We start from the raw sequence: 18,723 nt of genomic DNA on the forward strand, positions 1-18,723 counted from the left end.
GGGAGCTGGCTTGCCTGCGATTGCGGTGGGTCAGCTAATCATTCAGTGACTGGCGCACCGCTATCGCAGGCAAGCCAGCTCCCACATTTGATCTCCATCGGGCTTGAATCTGTCAGTGAGTGCCGGGATTGGCTCGCAGGTGAGCGACCTTTTGCTCCAGGCCTTCCCACTGTGGTGCATTGGGCGCGAAGCGGGTACGTAGGTATGACGCCAGCTCTGCCACTTGGGTATTCGACAGGCTGTCCTTGAAGCCCGGCATGTAACCCAGATCCTTGGTCGCCGGGGTGCTGATCCCTTGCAAAATCACCTTGATCAGATTGTCCGGTTGATCACTGTGCACATTGGTATTGGTCGCCAGTGACGGGCTGACCCCGAACAACTTCGGACCCTGCCCGTCGGCATGGCAGGCTTTGCACGAGCCTTCGAATACCCGCCGCCCGTTGGCATTGGGCACTGTCACAGCCGCCACGACCTGTGCTTCGGCGGCGCCGCTGTCATTCAGTGAAGCCAGGTACACCGCCATCGCGCGGATATCGGTCTTGGGCAGTTTGGCCAGCTCACTCACCACCGGCCCCATCGGTCCTGTCGCTACGCCGTGGGCCTCGGAATAACCGGTGCTCAGATAGGTGAACAACTGGTCCTCGGTCCACGGCGTCGGCGCCTTGGACAAGCCATTCAACGCCGGCGCTTCCCAACCATCCACACTGCCGCCCGCGAGGAATGCTTTACCGCCCTTCTCCGCTCCCATCAGGTTGCGCGGCGAATGGCACGCCGCGCAGTGCCCCAATCCGTTGACCAGATAGGCGCCGCGGTTCCATTGCTCACTTCTTTGGGGTTGCACGCTGATTTCCCCTCGGCGCAAAAACAGTGCATTCCAGCCGGCCATCAACGGCCGGATATTGAACGGAAACTTCATCGCATTCGGCACCGGCGCCTGGCTCACTGGCGCCTGGGACATCAGGTAGGCGTACAGCGCCTGCATGTCCGCCTCGTTGATATTGCGAAACGCGGTATAGGGAAACGCCGGGTACAGGTTACGCCCGTCGCGGGCGATGCCGTCGCGCATCGCCCGCTCGAACGCCGGGTAGGACCAGCTGCCAATCCCGGTCTTCTCATCCGGGGTGATGTTGCTGCTGTACAGCGTGCCGAACGGCGTGTGCATGGCCAGCCCGCCCGCATTGGTGGCGCCACCCGGCGCCGTGTGGCACACCGCGCAATCCCCTACGGCCGCGAGCAAACGCCCGCGCTCCAGGGTGGCCTTGGACCAGGTGCCGGCGCTGGGCGGTGTGATCGGGGCGATTTCGCCGTGAAACGGCCACGCGGTGGCGGCCATGCCCAGCACCGCGCCAAACGCGGCGAACAATGAGCCGAACAACCATTTGCGGCGCTTCTGCGGCGACTTCGCCGACTCGCCCAAGGTGCCTGCATTCAGCGCCGCCAGCACGCGCTCGGGGGTAATCGGCAGCTCGCGAAAACGAATCCCGGTGGCGTCGTAGATCGCGTTGGCAATCGCCGCCGCGCTGGGCACCGAGGCGGACTCACCGGCGCCCATCGGTGGCTGGTCCTGGCGCGGCATCATCAGCACGTCGATCTGCGGCACTTCAGGGAAGGTCAGGATCGGATAACCGCCCCACTCCTTGCTCGCCACGGTGGACTCTTCAAAGGTCACGCGCTCCTTGAGCACGCGGCTGGTGGACTGGATCACATTGCCGTGGATCTGATGCTGCACCCCCGCCGGGTTGATCATCATCCCCGAGTCATGCCCGATCACCACCCGGGTTACCGAGACATCGCCGGTCTGCTTGTCGATGGCCACATCCGCCACCCAGGCCGCCCACGCTGCGCCGAAACCGGGGAACTTGCTGTGGATATAGCGCGCGTAGGCAAAGCCCCGGCCCCGCAGCAGGTGGTCTTCGTTGGCGGTTTGCATTGGCGCGGTGCGCGGTGCCCAGTTGGCCCGCTCGGCGGTGGATTTCACCAGGTCGATGGCGCGCTCGTCCTTCAGGTAACGCAGGCGGTATTCCACCGGGTCGACCCCGGCGGCGAACGCCAGTTCGTCGATATAGGATTCATGGGCGAAGGTGTTGGGCAACGCCGACACGCCGCGCATCCACGAAGCGCGCACGATCGGCGCCATGTCGTTGATGGTGACGCGCATGTGCTCGATGTCGTAGGGCGGGATCGAGGTGCGGTCGCCCATTTCGAACATCGCCGCCACCGGCTCGACCCGGCCGGTCAGCAGCAGCGCCAGGGTGGGCGCGCCGTTGGACGGGTAGCTGGTTTCAAAGTCATAGGCGGCGATGCTGCCGTCGGCGTTCAGGCCGCCGTCGACCTCCATCAATTGCGCGGTGCCCTTGGGCTCCCACAGGTGTTCCTGTTCGCGGGTCAGTTGCACCCGCACCGGCTTGCCCACGGCACGGGACAGCAGCAAGGCGTCGGCGCACACGTCATCGGCGCAATTGCGCCCGTAGCAGCCGGCGGCCTCCATGCGGATCACCTCGATGGATTCTTCCGCGCATTCCAGCAGCCAGGCCAGGTCGGCCCGCAGCAGGTGCGGGTTCTGGCTGCCGGACCAGACCCGGCTGACCCCGGGCTGATAATCCGCCACGCCGCAGGAGGGGCCGATGGATCCGTGCATTTGGTACGGCCACAGGTAGGTGCGTGGCATGCGCTGGCTGGCGGCGGCCAGGGCTTCGTCGACGTTGCCCTGGTCGAGCACGGTTCGGCGTACCCGTGGGTTGTCGCGAATCGCCTGCTCCACATCGCTCATGTCCGGCAGTTGGTTATTCCAGGGTTTCCAGTGCACCCGCAGTTCCTGGGCGGCCTTGATGGCCTGCTCTTCGCGCAAGGCGACCACACCAACAAAATCACGGATAACCACCACCGCAACAATCCCCGGGATGTGGGCAATGGATGATTCGTCTACGTTCAGCAGGCTATTGCCGACAAAGCCGCCGCAATCCAGCCCCGCGTACGGCGGGCGGACCACCCTGCCGTGAAGCATGTCCGGCACGCGCATGTCGTGCACGTACGTCAGCTCGCCAGTGGCTTTGCCGGGGATATCCACCCGGGATGCGCCCTTGCCCACCAGGCGGTAATCGGCGATGGCTTTAAGCGGTGCATCGCCGCTGATGCGCAGTTCGTCATGCTCGCCCCTGACCAGTTCGCCATAGGTGGTGGTGCGTCCGTCTTCGGCGGTAATCACGCCCGCGTCGACCGTGAGGCTTTGCGCACTGACCGACCAACGTTGCGCCGCCCGCATCAGCAGGAAACGCCGGGCTTCGGCGGCGGCATTGCGCAACGGGATTGCGGAGATCTGCAACGTTGCGCTGGCGATGGTCGCGCCCTGGTTCGGCGCCCGTTCGGTGTCGCCCAGCACCATGCGCACCTGCTCCATGGTCAGGTCCAGTTCCTCGGCGACGATCTGCGCCAGGGACGTGCGAATGCCGGTGCCCAGGTCCACATGCCCGTTGAAGGCGTACACCAGCCCGTCATCGTTCACCGCGATAAACAGCCCCAGCTCCTTAGGCTTGATCGTCGGGGTACCACCCTTGGCCACCGGCCCCGAAGGCGGCAGCACGTCGTCGATGATCAGCAGGACGCCGGCCTTGGCCAGCCATTGGTCACGGGAAGGGATTGCGTCAGTCATGGTCATCGATCCACGTTCAAGGCATTTGGCGGGCGGCACGCAGCACCGCGCGGAGGATTTCGATATGGGTGCCACAGCGGCAGAGGTTGCCCGACAGCTCGCTGCGCACCTCGGCTTCGCTGGGGTTGGGATTGCGGTCGAGCAAGGCCTTGGCGGTCATGATCATGCCGTTGAGGCAGTAGCCGCACTGGGCGGCCTGTTCATCGATGAAGGCCTGCTGCACCGGGTGCGGGGTTTCGCGGGTGCCGAGGCCTTCGAGGGTGACAATGTCGCGGCCCACGGCGCCCGACAGAGGGAAGACGCAGGAGCGTGCAACCACGCCGTCAATGATCACCGTGCAGGCGCCACACTCCCCCAGGCCGCAGCCGTATTTGGGGCCGTTGAGTTGCAGATCATTGCGCAGGATCAGCAACAGCGGGGTGTCGGCCATTGCGCTGACTTCGGTGGTGTGGCCGTTGACCTCAAGCGCTACCGTGATGTGCTGGCTGATCATTCGCTTCGCCCGTTGGGTTTGGTGAAGTGCTCACTACATCAAACAGTCAAAAAAAAGCGTCGCGTACCTGGGGTCTCGCGACACACTTGAATGGTGAAGTGGTTACTACATCAAAGCAGAGCAAAAACGGTGCCAGCCCATCGTGGAAATAACATATCCGCCGTAGCAGCTGTCGAGCCCAAGCGAGGCTGCGTCGGCCGCACCGCCGTTATCGAGCCAGGCACACGACCGCGTCGCCCGCAACGCAGCCTCGCTGGGGCTCGACAGCTGCTACGGTTGGGGGTCGTCGATCATTTTGCGTAGCAGGAAGAGTACGGCGACGCGTTCGGCGGGGTTGAGGTTGCTCAGGGTCAGTTCGGTGATGGTGGCGGCGCAAGGCACGGTTTGCTGCACCAGGGCGGCGCCGGAGTCGGACAGGTTGACCACGACTTTGCGTTTGTCCTGGGGATCGGGTTCGAGGGTGATCAGTTCGCGGGCCTTGAGGCGTTCGACGATGCCACGGATGGTCGCCTGGTCGACGGCGGTGGCCTTGACCAGTTCGGTGAGCGAACTTGCACCGTGATCGCGCAGGGCACACAGGGTGACGAACTGCACGGCGGTGAGCTGGGAGTCGCCGACGTTCTGCTGGAAGATCGCCAGGTGGCGCTGGTAGGCCTTGCGCAACAGGTGGCCGACTTGCTCGGAGAAAACGTAGGAATCAGGCACGGCGGGCTCGGGAAGGCGGTGGTCGATGGGGTGGCATCTTACATCTGTAGGAGCGAGCTTGCTCGCGAAGGTCGTCAACGATGGCGCGGGGGGCTGGCTTCCCTCGGTGTCCTTGAGTTTTTCGCGAGCAAGCTCGCTCCTACAGGTGGAGGTGTCAGGGGGCCAGGGAGGCCTTGGGGGCGACGACGTCGCCGGCGATGACGACCGCCTCATCATCAAGGTAGACATCGCAATTGCGCAGCGGGATGTCCATGTGGCACGGCGTCTTGCGGGTGCCGCCGACTTCGGTGTTCGGCCCGGTGGAGAACAGGAAGTTGCCGTAGAACGCCCGGGCGTCCATGCACATACCGTCGTTCTTGTCGTGCAGGCCCATGGCCGTCCATTGTGCCCGTGGCTGCAGGCCCCAGCCGATATGGGAGATGCCGTATACCTCGGGGTCGTTGAAGTATTTCATGTAGTCGCGCAGGTATTCGGCTTCGAAACCGCCATGGATTTTGGTGATGAAGCCCTTCTCGATCTCCAGGGTGATTTTCTCGCGGGTGTAGGTCTTGAACGGCAGCAGGATGTCGCCGATATCCAGCACCAGCACGCCTTCGGCGGTTTCTTCGTTGGGCCAGGAGAACAGGAAGCCGCTCGGCCAGTGATCCCAGCGTCCCGGTTCGTCGGCAAAGCCGTATTCGGTGACTGAGGGGTATTGCCCCAGCGCTGCGCGGAAATCACTGCCGGCGCGGGATTTGACGTGGATCGAGCGGGCCTTTTTCAGCAATTCTTCAGCAGCCAGCACGCGCACCTTGTCTTCCTCGGTGGGCAGCATGCGCGCCAGTACTTCCGGGGGTTCTACCGCCAGCAGGATGCGGGTGCCGGTCTTGAGGATCTGTTCCTGCTCCGGCGAGTGCAACAGCATCATGGTGTCGACGATCAGGTCCGCCGCTTCCAGCGCCCGCTGGGCCGCGATATTACCGGTCAGCGCGGTGTCGCCGCAGTAGGCGGTCATGTCGTTGCCCATCGCCCGGGGATGGTTGAACGACGGCAACTCCACCGCATACACCTTGGCCCCCAGGCGCTGCGCCGCATCCATCGCGGCGCGCACGGTGCGTGGGTCGGAGTAATGGCTCTTGAGCACTGCAACGCTCTGGGTCGGGTCGACCCTGGACAGCTTCAACACGTGTTCAAACATCTGGGTCAGTTCGCAATCACTTACCGGCATTTCCTGTCTCCTCAGCTGCTGCACCAAGATCTTGCAGTGCGCTTCACTCTAGTGCGTTTTTATAGCGTATACGCCAATTAACCACGATAAGAACTGATTTCATGACGGACTGCAAGCGCCAGGCCAAAACGTTACAAATCCACACAAACCCAATGTTATATGGCGTTAATCGGTTACAGGGGATCGATATGGCCAAAAATACAATTTTTCAAACCCGGGCTTTTCATTTGAAAAAATGAGCGTATACACTTTAAAAACCTTGCGGACTGACGCCGCCGGCCATCATTCGAAAAAGAGGACCACGCCCCATGGGAAGCACACAAAAAATCGCAATCGTCGGCGCCGGCCTTGGCGGTGCCGCCGCTGCCACCCTGCTGCAACAGGCAGGGTTCGACGTGGACATCTACGAGCAGGCGCCGGAGTTTTCCCGTCTGGGTGCAGGGATCCACATGGGCCCCAACATCATGAAAATCTTCCGGCGCATGGGCATTGAAAAGCAGCTGGACCTGATGGGTTCTCACCCCGAGCACTGGTTCAGCCGCGACGGTGAAACCGGCGACTACCTGTCCCGCATTCCTCTCACCGGCTACGGCGCGTCCTACATCACCGTGCACCGGGGCGACCTGCACGCGCTGCAGATGTCCACCCTCAAACCTGGCACCCTGCACTTCAACAAGCGCCTGGAAACCCTCGAAGAAACCGACACCCAGGTGCGCCTGACCTTCGCCGACGGCGAGGTGACCTACGCCGACATCGTGATCGGTGCCGACGGCATCAACTCGCGCATTCGCGAAGAACTCTTGGGCGCGGAAAAACCGCTGTACAGCGGCTGGGTCGCCCACCGTGCGCTGATCCGTGGCGATCAGTTGGCCAAGTACGACCTGAAGTTCGAAGACTGCATCAAGTGGTGGACCGAGGACCGGCACATGATGGTCTACTACACCACCGGCAAGCGCGACGAGTACTACTACGTCACCGGCGTGCCGCACCCGGAATGGGACTTCCAGGGCGCCTTCGTCGACAGCAGTCGCGAAGAGATGTTCGACGCCTTCAAGGGCTACCACCCCACCGTCCAGGCCCTGATCGAATCCACCGAAAGCGTGACCAAATGGCCGTTGCGCAACCGCAACCCGCTGCCGTTGTGGAGCCGCGGCCGCCTGGTATTGCTGGGGGACGCCTGCCACCCAATGAAGCCACACATGGCCCAGGGCGCCGGCATGGCCATCGAAGACGCGGCGATGCTCACCCGTTGCCTGCAAGAAACCGGCATCGGCGACTACCGCACCGCTTTCGAACTGTATGAAGCCAACCGCAAGGAACGCGCGTCCCGGGTACAGGCCGTGTCCAACGCCAACACCTGGCTGCGCACCCAGGAAGATCCGGACTGGGTCTACGGCTATGACCTCTACGCCCAGCAGCTGAAATCGGGGGTGGCCGCGTGAGCAGCTTTCTCTACGGCGGCAACGTCCAGGCCAATGGCATTCGCCAGCATTACCTGCGTTATGGCGGCAAGGGCCCGGCGCTGATCCTGATTCCCGGCATCACCAGCCCGGCGATTACCTGGGGTTTTGTCGCGGATCGCCTGGGCCTGCATTTCGACACTTATGTGCTGGACGTACGCGGTCGCGGCCTGTCGTCCACCGGCCCGGAACTGGACTACAGCGCCGACACCTGCGCCGATGACATTGGTGCCTTTGCCGACGCCCTCAAGCTCGACAGCTATCACCTGGTAGGCCACTCCATGGGCGCGCGGTTTGCCGTGCGCAGCGCGGTGCGCCATCCACGCGGGGTTAACCGTGTGGTGCTGATCGACCCGCCGATGTCCGGCCCCGGCCGCCGTGAGTACCCGAGCAAACTGCCGTGGTACGTCGATTCGATCCGCCAGTCGCTGGTGGGCATGGACGCTGAAGCAATGCGCGCCTTCTGCGCTACCTGGACCGACGAGCAACTGCAACTGCGCGCCGAATGGCTGCACACCTGCTACGAGCCGGCCATCGTTCGCGCCTTCAACGACTTCCACACCGTCGACTTCCATCAGGACCTGCCGCACCTGCAGGCCCCTGCCCTGTTGATTGTTGCCGGACGCGGCGGTGTTATTCAGCCCGACGATGTCGCGGAAGTCCGGCAGCTACAGCCGAGCCTGCAGGTCGCCCATGTGCCAAATGCAGGACACATGATTCCCTGGGACGACCTTGAAGGCTTTTTCGCGGCCTTCGGCGACTTCCTCGGCCAGCCCCTGACTGCATAACGGAGACCATCATGCTCAAGCCTTATCGTATCGGCCAGATCGTGCCGAGTTCCAACACCACCATGGAGACCGAGATCCCGGCGATGCTTAACGCACGCCAGGCGATCCGCCCGGAACGTTTCACCTTTCACTCCAGCCGCATGCGCATGAAGCAAGTGCGCAAGGAAGAACTGGCGGCGATGGACGGCGAGTCCGACCGTTGCGCCATCGAGTTGTCCGACGCCAAGGTCGACGTGCTGGGCTACGCCTGCCTGGTGGCGATCATGGCCATGGGGTTGGGTTACCACCGTAACTCCGAGCAACGCCTGCGCAAGGCCACCGCCGACAACGACGCCAACGCCCCGGTGATCACCAGTGCCGGCGCCTTGATCGAAGGCCTGAAAGTGATGGGCGCCAAGCGTATCGCCATCGTCGCGCCGTACATGAAACCGCTGACAGAACTGGTGGTGAACTACATCCGCGAAGAAGGCTTTGACGTGGTGGACTGGCGCGCCCTGGAAATCCCCGACAACCTCGAAGTGGCCCGCCACGACCCGGCCAATTTGCCGGCCATCGTCGCCGGGATGAACCTGGAAGGCGTCGACGTGGTCGTGCTGTCGGCCTGCGTGCAAATGCAGTCGTTGCCGGTGGTGGCCAAGGTCGAAGCGCAAACCGGCCTGCCGGTACTCACCGCCGCCATCGCCACCACCTACGCCATGCTCAAGGCCCTGGACCTGGAACCCATCGTCCCCGGCGCCGGTGCCCTGCTCTCCGGTGCCTACTAAACCTGCATGGACAACACCTTGTGGCAAATGGGCTTGTTGTGCAAAAGGGCTTGTTGTGGCGAGGGGGCTTGTCCCCCGTTGGGCTGCGCAGCGGCCCCAAAAAAAGCCGGGAGCGCTTCGCACTCCAACGGGGGACAAGCCCCCTCGCCACAGGTAATGATTGAGGACTGAAAGATGAGCGAACAATCCGCCGACGCCAACTACCAGGGCGTCTGGGGCAACCGCATCGGCTTCGGCAAAAAATCCGCCCTGCTGATGATCGACTTCATGCAGGGCTATACCACCGAAGGCGCCCCGCTGTTTGCCCCCGAAGTGCGCATCGCCGTGGCCGAAAGCGTCGAGCTGCTGGCCTGCGCCAGGCGTCACGGAATCAGCGTGGTGCACACCAATATCCGCTACCATCCCGGCCATTTCGCCGATGGCGGTATCTGGGTCAAAAAGGCTCCGGTGATGAAAGACATGGTCGAAGGCAACCCTATGGCAGCCTTCTGCCCCGAAGTCCTGCCCCTGGCCAATGAAGTGGTCATCACCAAACAATACGCCAGCGCGTTTTTCGGCAGCAGCCTGGCCCCGATGCTGCACGCCCAGGGCATCGACACCGTGGTGCTCGCCGGCTGCTCCACCAGCGGTTGCATCCGCGCCACCGCCGTCGATGCAGTGCAACATGGCTTTCGTACCATCGTCGTGCGCGAATGCGTCGGCGACCGTCACCCGGCGCCCCATGAAGCGAACTTGTTTGATATCGACAGCAAGTACGGCGACGTGGTCAGCAAGCAGGAGGCGATGAGCAAGTTCAGGGAGCAGTAACGCGCCAACAGGAACCACGACAAAGAGCGTGGTCCGGAAAAAACTGAGCGCCCACGCTGGAATGCAGTCGAATGTGTGAGCGGGCTTGCTCGCTCCCACACTTGATCACCTCCAACAGGGCCACCTCAGTCTTCTGTCACTGCCTTTGGATGTCGCTTTCACAGCACTCCGAAGTGCTGAAAAAAAGCGGCTGTATAAAAACCATAAGTCACCGCCAGGAGACACCCCAATGCCCATTGCGAATGCAGCGCCCGCGACTACGGTCGCCGATCCGGTCAACACGCTCTACCACAAGATCACCTGGAAGCTGATTCCGTTCCTGTGTTTCTGCTACCTGGCAGCCTACCTGGACCGCATCAATATCGGCTTTGCCAAACTGCAGATGCTCGACCAGCTGCACTTCAGCGAAACCGCGTTCGGCCTCGGCGCCGGGCTGTTTTTTGTCGGCTATATCCTCTTCGAAGTCCCGAGCAACCTGATCCTGGAAAAGGTCGGTGCGAAGATCTGGATCGCCCGCATCATGATCACCTGGGGCCTGCTTTCGGCCTGCACCATGCTGGTCACTTCCACCACCCAGTTCTACATCCTGCGGTTCCTGCTGGGCGCCGCCGAAGCCGGGTTCCTGCCGGGCGTGCTGTATTACCTGACCACCTGGTTTCCCACCCATCGCCGGGGGCGAATCATCGCCCTGTTCATGATCGGCCTGCCGCTGTCCAGCGTGATCGGCGGCCCGCTGTCCGGCTGGATCATGGGCCACTTCGACAACATGGCCGGCCTGCGCGGCTGGCAGTGGCTGTTCCTGATCGAAGCAGTGCCCAGCGTATTGCTCGGTGTGTGGACCTTCTGGGCACTGCCCAACTCCTTCCAGCAAGCCAAATGGCTCTCGCCGGAAGAAAAGACCCTGCTGGAAAGCGAGTTGCGCAAGGACGACGCCGACGGTACCGACAGCAAACACAGCTTCCGCGACGGTTTCTTCAACCTCAAGGTATGGATGCTCGGCGGTATCGACTTCTCGATCCTGCTCAGCGCCTACGCCATGGGCTTCTGGATGCCGACGTTCATCCGCAACGCCGGCATCACCGATACCTTCCACATCGGCATCCTCACCGCGTTGCCCAGCGTGGCCGCACTGCTGGGCATGCTGCTGATCGGCGCCAGCTCCGACAAACACCGCGAACGCCGCTGGCACATCATCGTGCCGTTTTTTATCGGCGCGGCGGCGATGGCCACCAGCACCTTCTTCACCCATAACGTGGTCGCCACGGTGGCACTGTTTGCGATTGCCTCGGCGGCGATCATTGGTGCGGTGCCGGTGTTTTTCAGCCTGCCGGCGACCTTTCTCAAAGGCACCGCAGCGGCCACCGGTTTTGCCCTGGCCTGCTCACTGGCGAACATCGCGGGCCTGGTGAGCAATTCGTTGATGGGCGTGGCAATCGACGTCACCGGCAGCAGCGCAGGCGCCTTATGGTTTTTCGCCGGTTGCCTGATTCTCAGCAGCTTCCTGGTCATCGCCTTGCCGGCGAAACTGGTGAACCGTTAATAACAACAATTCCCGGGGTGAGTCTCCATGCAAGGTTTCATCAAGCGCTGTGCCCTGCTTGTCGCCGTCGGCCTGTGTGCCGGTACGGCGCAGGCCGCAGAAAAGGTCATCTTCGACACCGACTTCAACGTGCTAAACGATGACGGCCAGGCCTTTATCATGCTCGCCCAGCTGCATGGGCAAAAACGCATCGACCTGCTGGGCATGACCCTGGCCAGCGGCAACGCTTGGGTCGACCAGGAACAGGTGGACGCCCTCAAGGCCGTGGAGCGCATGGGCGTGGAAAAGGCAGTCGGCGTCTATTCCGGCGCCGCCTACCCGTTGCTGCATGACTACACCACCTATGCGGCGGAAAAGGCCCTGTTCGGTTCCGGTTGGCCGGGCGCATTCAAGAACCCGCGTCCAACCAGCGCATCCCAACTGGTAGCACCGCCGGACGGGCTGGCCACTCACACCCAACTGCGCAAGGAAACCGCCGTCCAGTTCATCGTCGACAGCGTGCGGACCAACCCCCACGAAGTGACGATTCTGGCGGTCGGCCCACTGACCAACATTGCCCTGGCGATTCGTTCGGCGCCGGACATCGTGCCGTTGATCAAGCGCATCGTGTACATGGGCGGCGCCCTGGAAATTCCGGGCAATACCACACCGGCGGCGGAGTTCAACTGGTGGTTCGACCCGGAGGCCGCGAAGATCGTGTTGCGCTCGCCCATCGAACACGTGATTTTCCCCAACGATGTCTGTGAGAAAGTCACCTTCGACAACTCGGTGTACCAGCGGGTGATTGCCCACAAAGGCGCGATTGCCGACCTGTATAAACACGAGTTCGGGCCGCTGTTCGACAAGGACCCGGCCTACCACAGCTTCACCTGGGACAGCCTGCCGGCGCTGTTTCTCGTCAGCCCCGAGATCGTCACCGAATCCCGCGAACTGTGGGTGGATGTAGACGCCACCTTCGGCGCCGATTACGGCCGGGCACTGGGCTACCAGAAAGGCGCGCCGGTGGGCACGCAGAAGGCCAAGGTGGTGTTTGCCGTGGACCAGAAGAAGTTCTGGGATGGCTACGTCAACCTGGTGACGTTGCCAACGCCGGTCAACTTCTCCCGCTAACTGCGCTGTAACTTGAAGGGCTGTGGTTTAATTGCGCGTTTTGCCCAGCCCTTCAAGGAATCCGTTGTCGATGAATCAGCCCGCCACCAAAGTCCTGGTCATTGGTTACGTCTGGCCAGAGCCCCGCTCCTCGGCAGCCGGCGGGCACATGATGCAGATTCTCGAGAGTTTCCTGGCCCAGGGTTGGGACATTACCTTCAGCAGCCCCGCCGCCTCGGGTGAGCACAAGGCCGACTTGCCCGCCCTGGGCGTTCGCGAATGTGCGATCGAGCTGAATAACAGCAGTTTCGACGAATTCATTCAGCAACTTGCTCCGGACATCGTGCTGTTCGACCGTTTCATGATGGAAGAACAGTTCGGCTGGCGCGTAGAGAAATGCTGCCCGAATGCGCTTCGTGTGCTGGAAAGCTCGGACCTGCAAAGCCTGCGGGATGCCCGGCACCAGCGCCTCAAGGACTTCCTGAAGACGCAACCCGAGGCTGACGACTTCAGCCCTTTGTTCAGCCAGGACCTGGCCGCCGAATTCGCTTACATGGCCGACACCGACCTGGCCAAGCGCGAGATCGCCGCGATCTACCGCTGCGACATCAGCCTGATGATCTCCGATGTGGAAATCCAGTTGCTGACCGAACACTTCAAGGTGCCCGCCGCCCTGCTCCACTGGTGCCCGCTGATGCTGACACCGCCCACCGTGGACTTCGCGCCGTTTGAAGACCGGGCGCACTTCCTGAGCATCGGCAACTTTCGCCATGCGCCGAACTGGGATGCGGTGTTGTGGATGAAGAACAGCGTGTGGCCGCTGATCCGCCAGCAACTGCCGGGTGTTCAACTCCACGTGTATGGCGCCTACACGCCACCCAAGGCCACTGCCCTGCACAACCCGGCCCAAGGCTTCCATGTGATGAACTGGGCCGAAGACGCATTGCAGGTCATGACCGCCGCGCGCCTCTGCCTCGCGCCGCTGCGGTTTGGTGCCGGGATCAAGGGCAAGCTGGCCGACGCGATGCTCTGTGGCACACCGAGCGTCACCACGCCAGTGGGTGCCGAAGCCATGGGTGAACCGTGGCCCGGCGTGGTCGAGCACAGCGCCAGTGCGCTGGCGGCGCAAGCAGTTGCGTTGTATCAGGACCGGGAGCGCTGGACCCAGGCCCAGGAAGACGGTCGGCAATTACTCGCCCGTCGGTACGCCCAGGACCTGCATGGGCCGGCCCTGGTGGCCCGCCTGGCACAGTGCCGCAATGAGCTGGCCGAGCACCGCCGCAACAACTTCACCGGCAGCATGCTGCGCCACCACTTGCACAAAAGTACCCAATACATGGCGCAGTGGATCGAGGCAAAAAACCGCAACGTCTGACCACCCTGGAAATACTCCGCCAAACTCCTGCGGGCATTCTCCGGAACGCCTGCGGAGCGCGAAGCGACATAGCTCAACAAGTCGGTCATGTCGTCCGGCATGCATAGAACGTGTCGTTTATTTCAAGGTGGTTCCATGAGCAGTATTGAATCCCGTTTCCTTACACCCAACGGATACATCCTCCCGCCGGACAATGGCGGTACCCTTCGGACCCGCCGCTCAACCAACACGCTTGAACAAGTGAGGGGTTTCTACGATCAGCCGGCGCCGGGCACCGAACTGCCGGACGTACTCAAACAGAGCGCAGCCCTGGAAAACGGCTTCCAGCGACCCGCCTCGCAACCCTCTCATCGTCAGCCCCCAGCCACGACAGCGGCCGTTATTGACGACGCCCGCGCCAAGGCCGACGCCGACGCCGAGGTGGTGCAAACCCTGGCACACTCCACCGATCAGCAGGCCGACGCATCGATGCAGGTGCCTCCTATGTCGACGCTTGGGCAATGGTTAACCCAATTGCGCAGCGCACTGAACAGCCCTGCTTTTCGGGACTTTATCCGAGACAACGGCTTTGCAGCCTCCAGCATCCAGTTTCATCCCGACGACTCAAGCGTCAGCGGGTTGGTCGACGGAAAATGGGTGAAGATTCCCCTCAGCAATGGAAGTCTCTCGAATGCCGCGATCCTGACCCTGGCAATCGCCGAAGCCGTGGTCATCGGCGGCGGACTGCCTGCGCCGTTGTCTTACCCTGAGGTCATGAGCGGTGCGCTGAAAACATCGATGGTCAAAGCGTTCTACGACGACAGTTTCAAATCCGTTCTCAAATCGGAGAAAGCCCGCGGTCCACAGGCGTTGGCGTCTCATCGCCGAATCGTCGGTGATATTTATGACCGGGATAACCTCGGGAGGGAATTGAAGCTGATTTGTGCTCGCCTGGACGCGAGCCGTATCACGCCAAACACCCTCCCCCATGTATTGGCCAGCTCCCGTGTAAATATCCATCCCGGTTCAACCTACAGTCAACTGCACACTACCGAGCCTGGGGCCTCTGCCAACGTCGAAAGCTTCCTGAAAACCTTGGGCAAGCCATTGCCGGAGAATCGGGAACAACTCGACACGCTTGTGACATACCTGACCAGTAGTGCCGAGCTTTTTTCCGAAGAAACGCTCTTGGCGGACGGCTATTCCCGTGCACTGAGACGAGCGGCCGAGGGTGTATCAGAGGAATGGGTCACCGTTCCAAGCCATTCCTCGCTGGGACGGTGGCTCGAGGCTTATCGTGGTTTGTTTGACCATATAGCAGTCCAGAGCTGGCTGGTCCGGCAAAACGTCGACCCTGGTACCTTCAAGGTTGTTCCCTCGACCGGGCAGGCGACAGCCATGGTCGACGGCTCACCGAAAACCTTTGAGCTGACAGATGATTCAGGCTGGGCGCATATCGCCGGCCCAATCCTCACGATAGGCAAAGTAATCGCGCCTGGCTCCGAACAGTCGCTGCAGATGCCCCGCTTGAGCCGTTTCATTGACGTGCCGTTAGGTACCGTCGCCAATTTTTACAATGAGCCCACCAGTAGCACTGTCGCTCAAGCCCGGGAACGGGCTGACTACCTGGAACAAAGGGGTGCATTCGACTCGGTGCTGGCCGCCCCTGAGCATTCGATCCCGTCCCTTAGAAAACATGAAGGGCAAGCGGCTATCTATTACGACCGCCTTGCCCGCACCACGGCTGAAAGAGCCCTGTTTCAAAGCCTTGCCGACACCACCGGCAGAGCACTACCAGACGCACGTGCCGAGGCAAAGAAGTTGGCCGAGGCAATCATACTGAAGCTCACCGGCAAAACCGTAGATGCCGACACGATCTATCACAACCGTTTTGACACGGCCCGTACATCCGAAGAACTTAATCACCGCCGTATTCTCAGCTCACTGCGTTTACCGGATGCATTACTGAAAAACTTCAGTGAGGCTGACTGGGTGCCTGGCATGCTCGATGCGACGTCGGGCCTGTACACGGATGCCGCGGGTTACGGTGAACACCACAAGTTTGCACTCGCCCCTTCGAGCGTGATGAAGGAAAGCTGGAATAACGATCTCCAGAAGCATTTGACTGCCAAACTCGACGACTTCTGGGGCAAGCACCGTGACGATTACCGCACCGTCCTCAAAGGCCAGTTTATTGCCCGGGCCCGCCAGCAATTACAGGCCTATGAAGCGAAAACCCCGGCGGAGCAGGCAAAGCTTGCGGATGAGCATAAATTCACTCGCGATGACTATCAGTTGGTGATGGCCGCTGCGTCGAATATTTCGACAGCGGCGGATGCCTCTCCAACCGTAGAGCAGTTGAAGGCTTCAACATCGACCCGTGGCCTTGTCCGTGCCCACGCTCTGGATATCAACGGCTATGGCTCCAGCGACATCGTTCGTTTTACCGCCCAGGACGACGGTCAGTACCTGTACCTCAATGGTCGGCGTGACGGCCGGCAGGTGCTCTACGTGCCGGGTGGTGATCCGGACTTCGTGCGCTTCGACTCTCTGGAAAAAATGGATCAATGGATCGTCGACCAGGCCAAGGACCCGGAAAAACGCAAGGCCTTGGCCTCTCACTTCTCACTGTACGACCGGCAAGACGGCATCAGCTATTACGGTGTCGACGCATCCCTGGCTCATCTGGCGACAGGCGGCTGGGATTCGCTGGAAGGCACCACTATTGATCGTGGCAACATCCGTATTCACGGCGATGTGTTCAAGCACATCACCGACGCAACCGAAAAACGCATGAGCCTTGACGCAGACACGGCGATCAAGTCAAACAGCGAGGTGATTCGCGACGCGTGGCTCAACGACATCTCTTCGGCGGCGCAGCTGCTGGGGAAAATGTCCCCCGCTAGCTTTCTCGCCGCCGGAGCTGCTGCAACCGCCGCGCTCACTGAAACAGTCCTTGGCATAGAGAAATCGGTCTCGGGTGACACTTTGTCCGAGCGCCGTGGCGGCGCCATGAAAGCGTTGGATGGCGCACTCAACACCCTGTTTTCCGTGGGGGCCAGTAGCGTTCCCGAAGACCCCTTCACCGCACCAGGCACCCGAGTCCCCGCAACGCTCCCGCTGCAAAGTGAAACCTTCTTTGACGGCACCAAGGCGTTGGTCGTCGAGCAATCATTGGCAGAAGATGCCTATATCATCTCGCGCTCCGACGGCTTTGATGTGGTGGACGGCGAGAAAGTCTATCGCTACAACGCCAAACAGCCTGGCCAACTGACGGATCTGGAGTCAACCGGGCGCGAGGCGGAGCTGGAGAACTTCGAAGCCGTTTGCCCAGTGCCATCCGCGCCAGGCGCCAGAGTGCGACGCGGCACCAATGATGAGTGTTTCTCCAGGATCGTTACCCGTACCGGCAATGAGCTGCAGCAGGAGTTGCAGGCGTTGGAACATGAGCGACTTTTTCCTTCGCCTCGTAAACTGCTCAACAGCGACCGGTTCGTTGTCAGGGAAAGGCGCATATATAAAATGATCGACACTGAAATGGGCACCAAGCTTGTGCCTTTGCCCGTCAGCCATCCCATCGAATACAAAATGCATATCGATGGAAAAATAATCGACGATCCAGGCTTCGGCTTTCCCTTTGGAACCACCAATCAGTTTCTTGAAGAGGAAACCCGTGTAGTGAGGCTCGGTAGCATAAGCCGCAGCGTCAATGATCAACGCGAGATGAGGGGCATTGTGGTGTCCAGCCCTAAACCGGGTGATCCGTCGAAATACCTGGTGATTGAGGCTGATACCGCTAAGTTCTATTACGTGAAGCTCACTACACCACCGGCAACGGATGTGTCATTCATCAAGTGCACCGCTACAGAATTTGAGTTGGCGTTGGCAAAGAAATATCGATCGAAGTTTTATATACGCCAAGGCAATTCAGCACACCCGAATGACGCCAACTTCATCGCGCTGCCAAAACTGAACGACGCGTATAAGTCACTGAAGAAAAATGGCTACTCAGACGCTGACATCAATCAGCTGAAAAAAAAGATATCCACGATGAATCGCGAGCAGCAGCGTGAGGTGATATTCCAGCTGCAAACCCGCGGCGCGCTCGGGAAAGCCAATGTTTCAATGATGCCTAACAAGATCTCCGCCCTTCCAAAGCCCGATAACTTTGCCAGTATGACCGTCGAGCAAAAAAACCGGTTTTATGCGGTGAACGCGAAGGACGCGGTAGACCGTGCGATGAAAGCCACAGGGCTGGGGCCCGGCAACCTGATACGCTCAATCTCTGACATCAAGCGCGCCGATGCAGCGAACCAGGCCCTTGAATGGTTACGTAAAACCGCCAATCACCGGGCACATGACCTCGGAGCCCAAGCCATGAAAAGTGGCGCTGGGAACTGCGGGGAAATGAGCTTGCTCGCCCAGGACATCATCAGGGAAAGTGGGGGGCGCGCTTATACCTGGGCGGCGGGCGACGCTCACGCGTTTACCGTCGTGGGCGGCCCGTCTATCTTGCCTGGCGGTACCGTCGACTTCTCGCAAGCCCAATGGGATGAAGCCTGGGTCGTTGACCCCTGGGCCGAAATAGCCTGCCCCGCCAGGCAATATACCGCCGAGCTGGAGGCCACAATGAAAAGATGGGACGCATTGAAGTGGAAGATCCGGGAAGGGGCAAACGAGAACATGAGCCCCCTCGATCACGACTGGACGAACACGCTGTTCAATTTGCCGAAAACCCCGGATGAACATGGGTACAGCCAGCCTGCTTTGAGCGCCTGACTCGCTGACACCCTGTCAAAAGACAGCGCGATGCCTGTAGGTTATCGATTATCGCGCTGTTTTTTTATTGCGATGAAAAACTGCCGCC

Annotated in this window: 12 protein-coding genes; 8 read left to right on the forward strand and 4 right to left on the reverse strand. The window is 61.1% G+C overall.

Annotated elements, in window-relative coordinates; translation table 11 throughout:
• Positions 1 to 112 precede the first annotated feature (112 nt).
• From ACUN0G_RS30105 to ACUN0G_RS30120, 4 genes are all read right to left on the reverse strand, one after another.
• Positions 113 to 3,649 carry a molybdopterin cofactor-binding domain-containing protein gene (locus tag ACUN0G_RS30105; protein WP_445575150.1) on the reverse strand — a complete coding sequence of 1,179 codons (3,537 nt, stop codon included), beginning with the start codon at positions 3,647 to 3,649 and terminating at the stop codon, positions 113 to 115.
• Between the two features lie 16 nt (positions 3,650 to 3,665).
• Complete coding sequence (locus ACUN0G_RS30110; RefSeq protein WP_445575151.1) at positions 3,666 to 4,142, reverse strand: (2Fe-2S)-binding protein; 477 nt, start codon at positions 4,140 to 4,142, stop codon at positions 3,666 to 3,668.
• 270 nt (positions 4,143 to 4,412) lie between these two features.
• Complete coding sequence (locus tag ACUN0G_RS30115; RefSeq protein WP_258345501.1) at positions 4,413 to 4,847, reverse strand: MarR family winged helix-turn-helix transcriptional regulator; 435 nt, start codon at positions 4,845 to 4,847, stop codon at positions 4,413 to 4,415.
• Between the two features lie 154 nt (positions 4,848 to 5,001).
• Positions 5,002 to 6,054: a 2,5-dihydroxypyridine 5,6-dioxygenase gene (locus ACUN0G_RS30120; RefSeq protein WP_421524579.1), complete on the reverse strand. Its 1,053-nt coding sequence runs from the start codon at positions 6,052 to 6,054 to the stop codon at positions 5,002 to 5,004.
• A gap of 308 nt (positions 6,055 to 6,362) precedes the next feature.
• Between ACUN0G_RS30120 and ACUN0G_RS30125 the strand changes: the two genes are divergently transcribed.
• From ACUN0G_RS30125 to ACUN0G_RS30160, 8 genes are all read left to right on the forward strand, one after another.
• Complete coding sequence (locus tag ACUN0G_RS30125; protein WP_003215332.1) at positions 6,363 to 7,496, forward strand: FAD-dependent monooxygenase; 1,134 nt, start codon at positions 6,363 to 6,365, stop codon at positions 7,494 to 7,496.
• Entirely contained in the window at positions 7,493 to 8,302 is an 810-nt protein-coding gene (locus ACUN0G_RS30130) for an alpha/beta fold hydrolase (RefSeq protein WP_445575152.1), read from the forward strand. The genes ACUN0G_RS30125 and ACUN0G_RS30130 overlap by 4 nt, the downstream gene beginning before the upstream one ends.
• Before the next feature lie 11 nt (positions 8,303 to 8,313).
• Positions 8,314 to 9,066, forward strand: coding sequence for a maleate cis-trans isomerase family protein (locus ACUN0G_RS30135; RefSeq protein ID WP_421553178.1), 753 nt, complete (start codon positions 8,314 to 8,316; stop codon positions 9,064 to 9,066).
• Between the two features lie 174 nt (positions 9,067 to 9,240).
• Positions 9,241 to 9,873: an N-carbamoylsarcosine amidohydrolase gene (locus ACUN0G_RS30140; protein WP_445575153.1), complete on the forward strand. Its 633-nt coding sequence runs from the start codon at positions 9,241 to 9,243 to the stop codon at positions 9,871 to 9,873.
• Positions 9,874 to 10,102: 229 nt separating this feature from the next.
• Positions 10,103 to 11,413: an MFS transporter gene (locus ACUN0G_RS30145; protein WP_445575154.1), complete on the forward strand. Its 1,311-nt coding sequence runs from the start codon at positions 10,103 to 10,105 to the stop codon at positions 11,411 to 11,413.
• Positions 11,414 to 11,440: 27 nt separating this feature from the next.
• Entirely contained in the window at positions 11,441 to 12,523 is a 1,083-nt protein-coding gene (locus ACUN0G_RS30150) for a nucleoside hydrolase (RefSeq protein ID WP_445575155.1), read from the forward strand.
• Positions 12,524 to 12,593: 70 nt separating this feature from the next.
• Complete coding sequence (locus ACUN0G_RS30155; RefSeq protein WP_445575156.1) at positions 12,594 to 13,877, forward strand: glycosyltransferase; 1,284 nt, start codon at positions 12,594 to 12,596, stop codon at positions 13,875 to 13,877.
• A gap of 135 nt (positions 13,878 to 14,012) precedes the next feature.
• Positions 14,013 to 18,635, forward strand: a complete 4,623-nt coding sequence (locus tag ACUN0G_RS30160) for a dermonecrotic toxin domain-containing protein (protein ID WP_445575157.1) — start codon at positions 14,013 to 14,015, stop codon at positions 18,633 to 18,635.
• The last annotated feature ends 88 nt before the right edge of the window (positions 18,636 to 18,723 follow it).

The organism is Pseudomonas sp. 32A, assembly GCF_052682255.1.

What these genes read in the sequence shown, in the direction of transcription:
- ACUN0G_RS30120 (WP_421524579.1), bottom strand. Translation starts at nt 6,054, where the DNA reads ATGCCGGTAAGTGATTGCGAACTGACCCAGATGTTTGAACACGTGTTG.
- ACUN0G_RS30160 (WP_445575157.1), top strand. Translation starts at nt 14,013, where the DNA reads ATGAGCAGTATTGAATCCCGTTTCCTTACACCCAACGGATACATCCTC.
- ACUN0G_RS30155 (WP_445575156.1), top strand. Translation starts at nt 12,594, where the DNA reads ATGAATCAGCCCGCCACCAAAGTCCTGGTCATTGGTTACGTCTGGCCA.
- ACUN0G_RS30125 (WP_003215332.1), top strand. Translation starts at nt 6,363, where the DNA reads ATGGGAAGCACACAAAAAATCGCAATCGTCGGCGCCGGCCTTGGCGGT.
- ACUN0G_RS30105 (WP_445575150.1), bottom strand. Translation starts at nt 3,649, where the DNA reads ATGACTGACGCAATCCCTTCCCGTGACCAATGGCTGGCCAAGGCCGGC.
- ACUN0G_RS30150 (WP_445575155.1), top strand. Translation starts at nt 11,441, where the DNA reads ATGCAAGGTTTCATCAAGCGCTGTGCCCTGCTTGTCGCCGTCGGCCTG.
- ACUN0G_RS30135 (WP_421553178.1), top strand. Translation starts at nt 8,314, where the DNA reads ATGCTCAAGCCTTATCGTATCGGCCAGATCGTGCCGAGTTCCAACACC.
- ACUN0G_RS30145 (WP_445575154.1), top strand. Translation starts at nt 10,103, where the DNA reads ATGCCCATTGCGAATGCAGCGCCCGCGACTACGGTCGCCGATCCGGTC.
- ACUN0G_RS30110 (WP_445575151.1), bottom strand. Translation starts at nt 4,142, where the DNA reads ATGATCAGCCAGCACATCACGGTAGCGCTTGAGGTCAACGGCCACACC.
- ACUN0G_RS30140 (WP_445575153.1), top strand. Translation starts at nt 9,241, where the DNA reads ATGAGCGAACAATCCGCCGACGCCAACTACCAGGGCGTCTGGGGCAAC.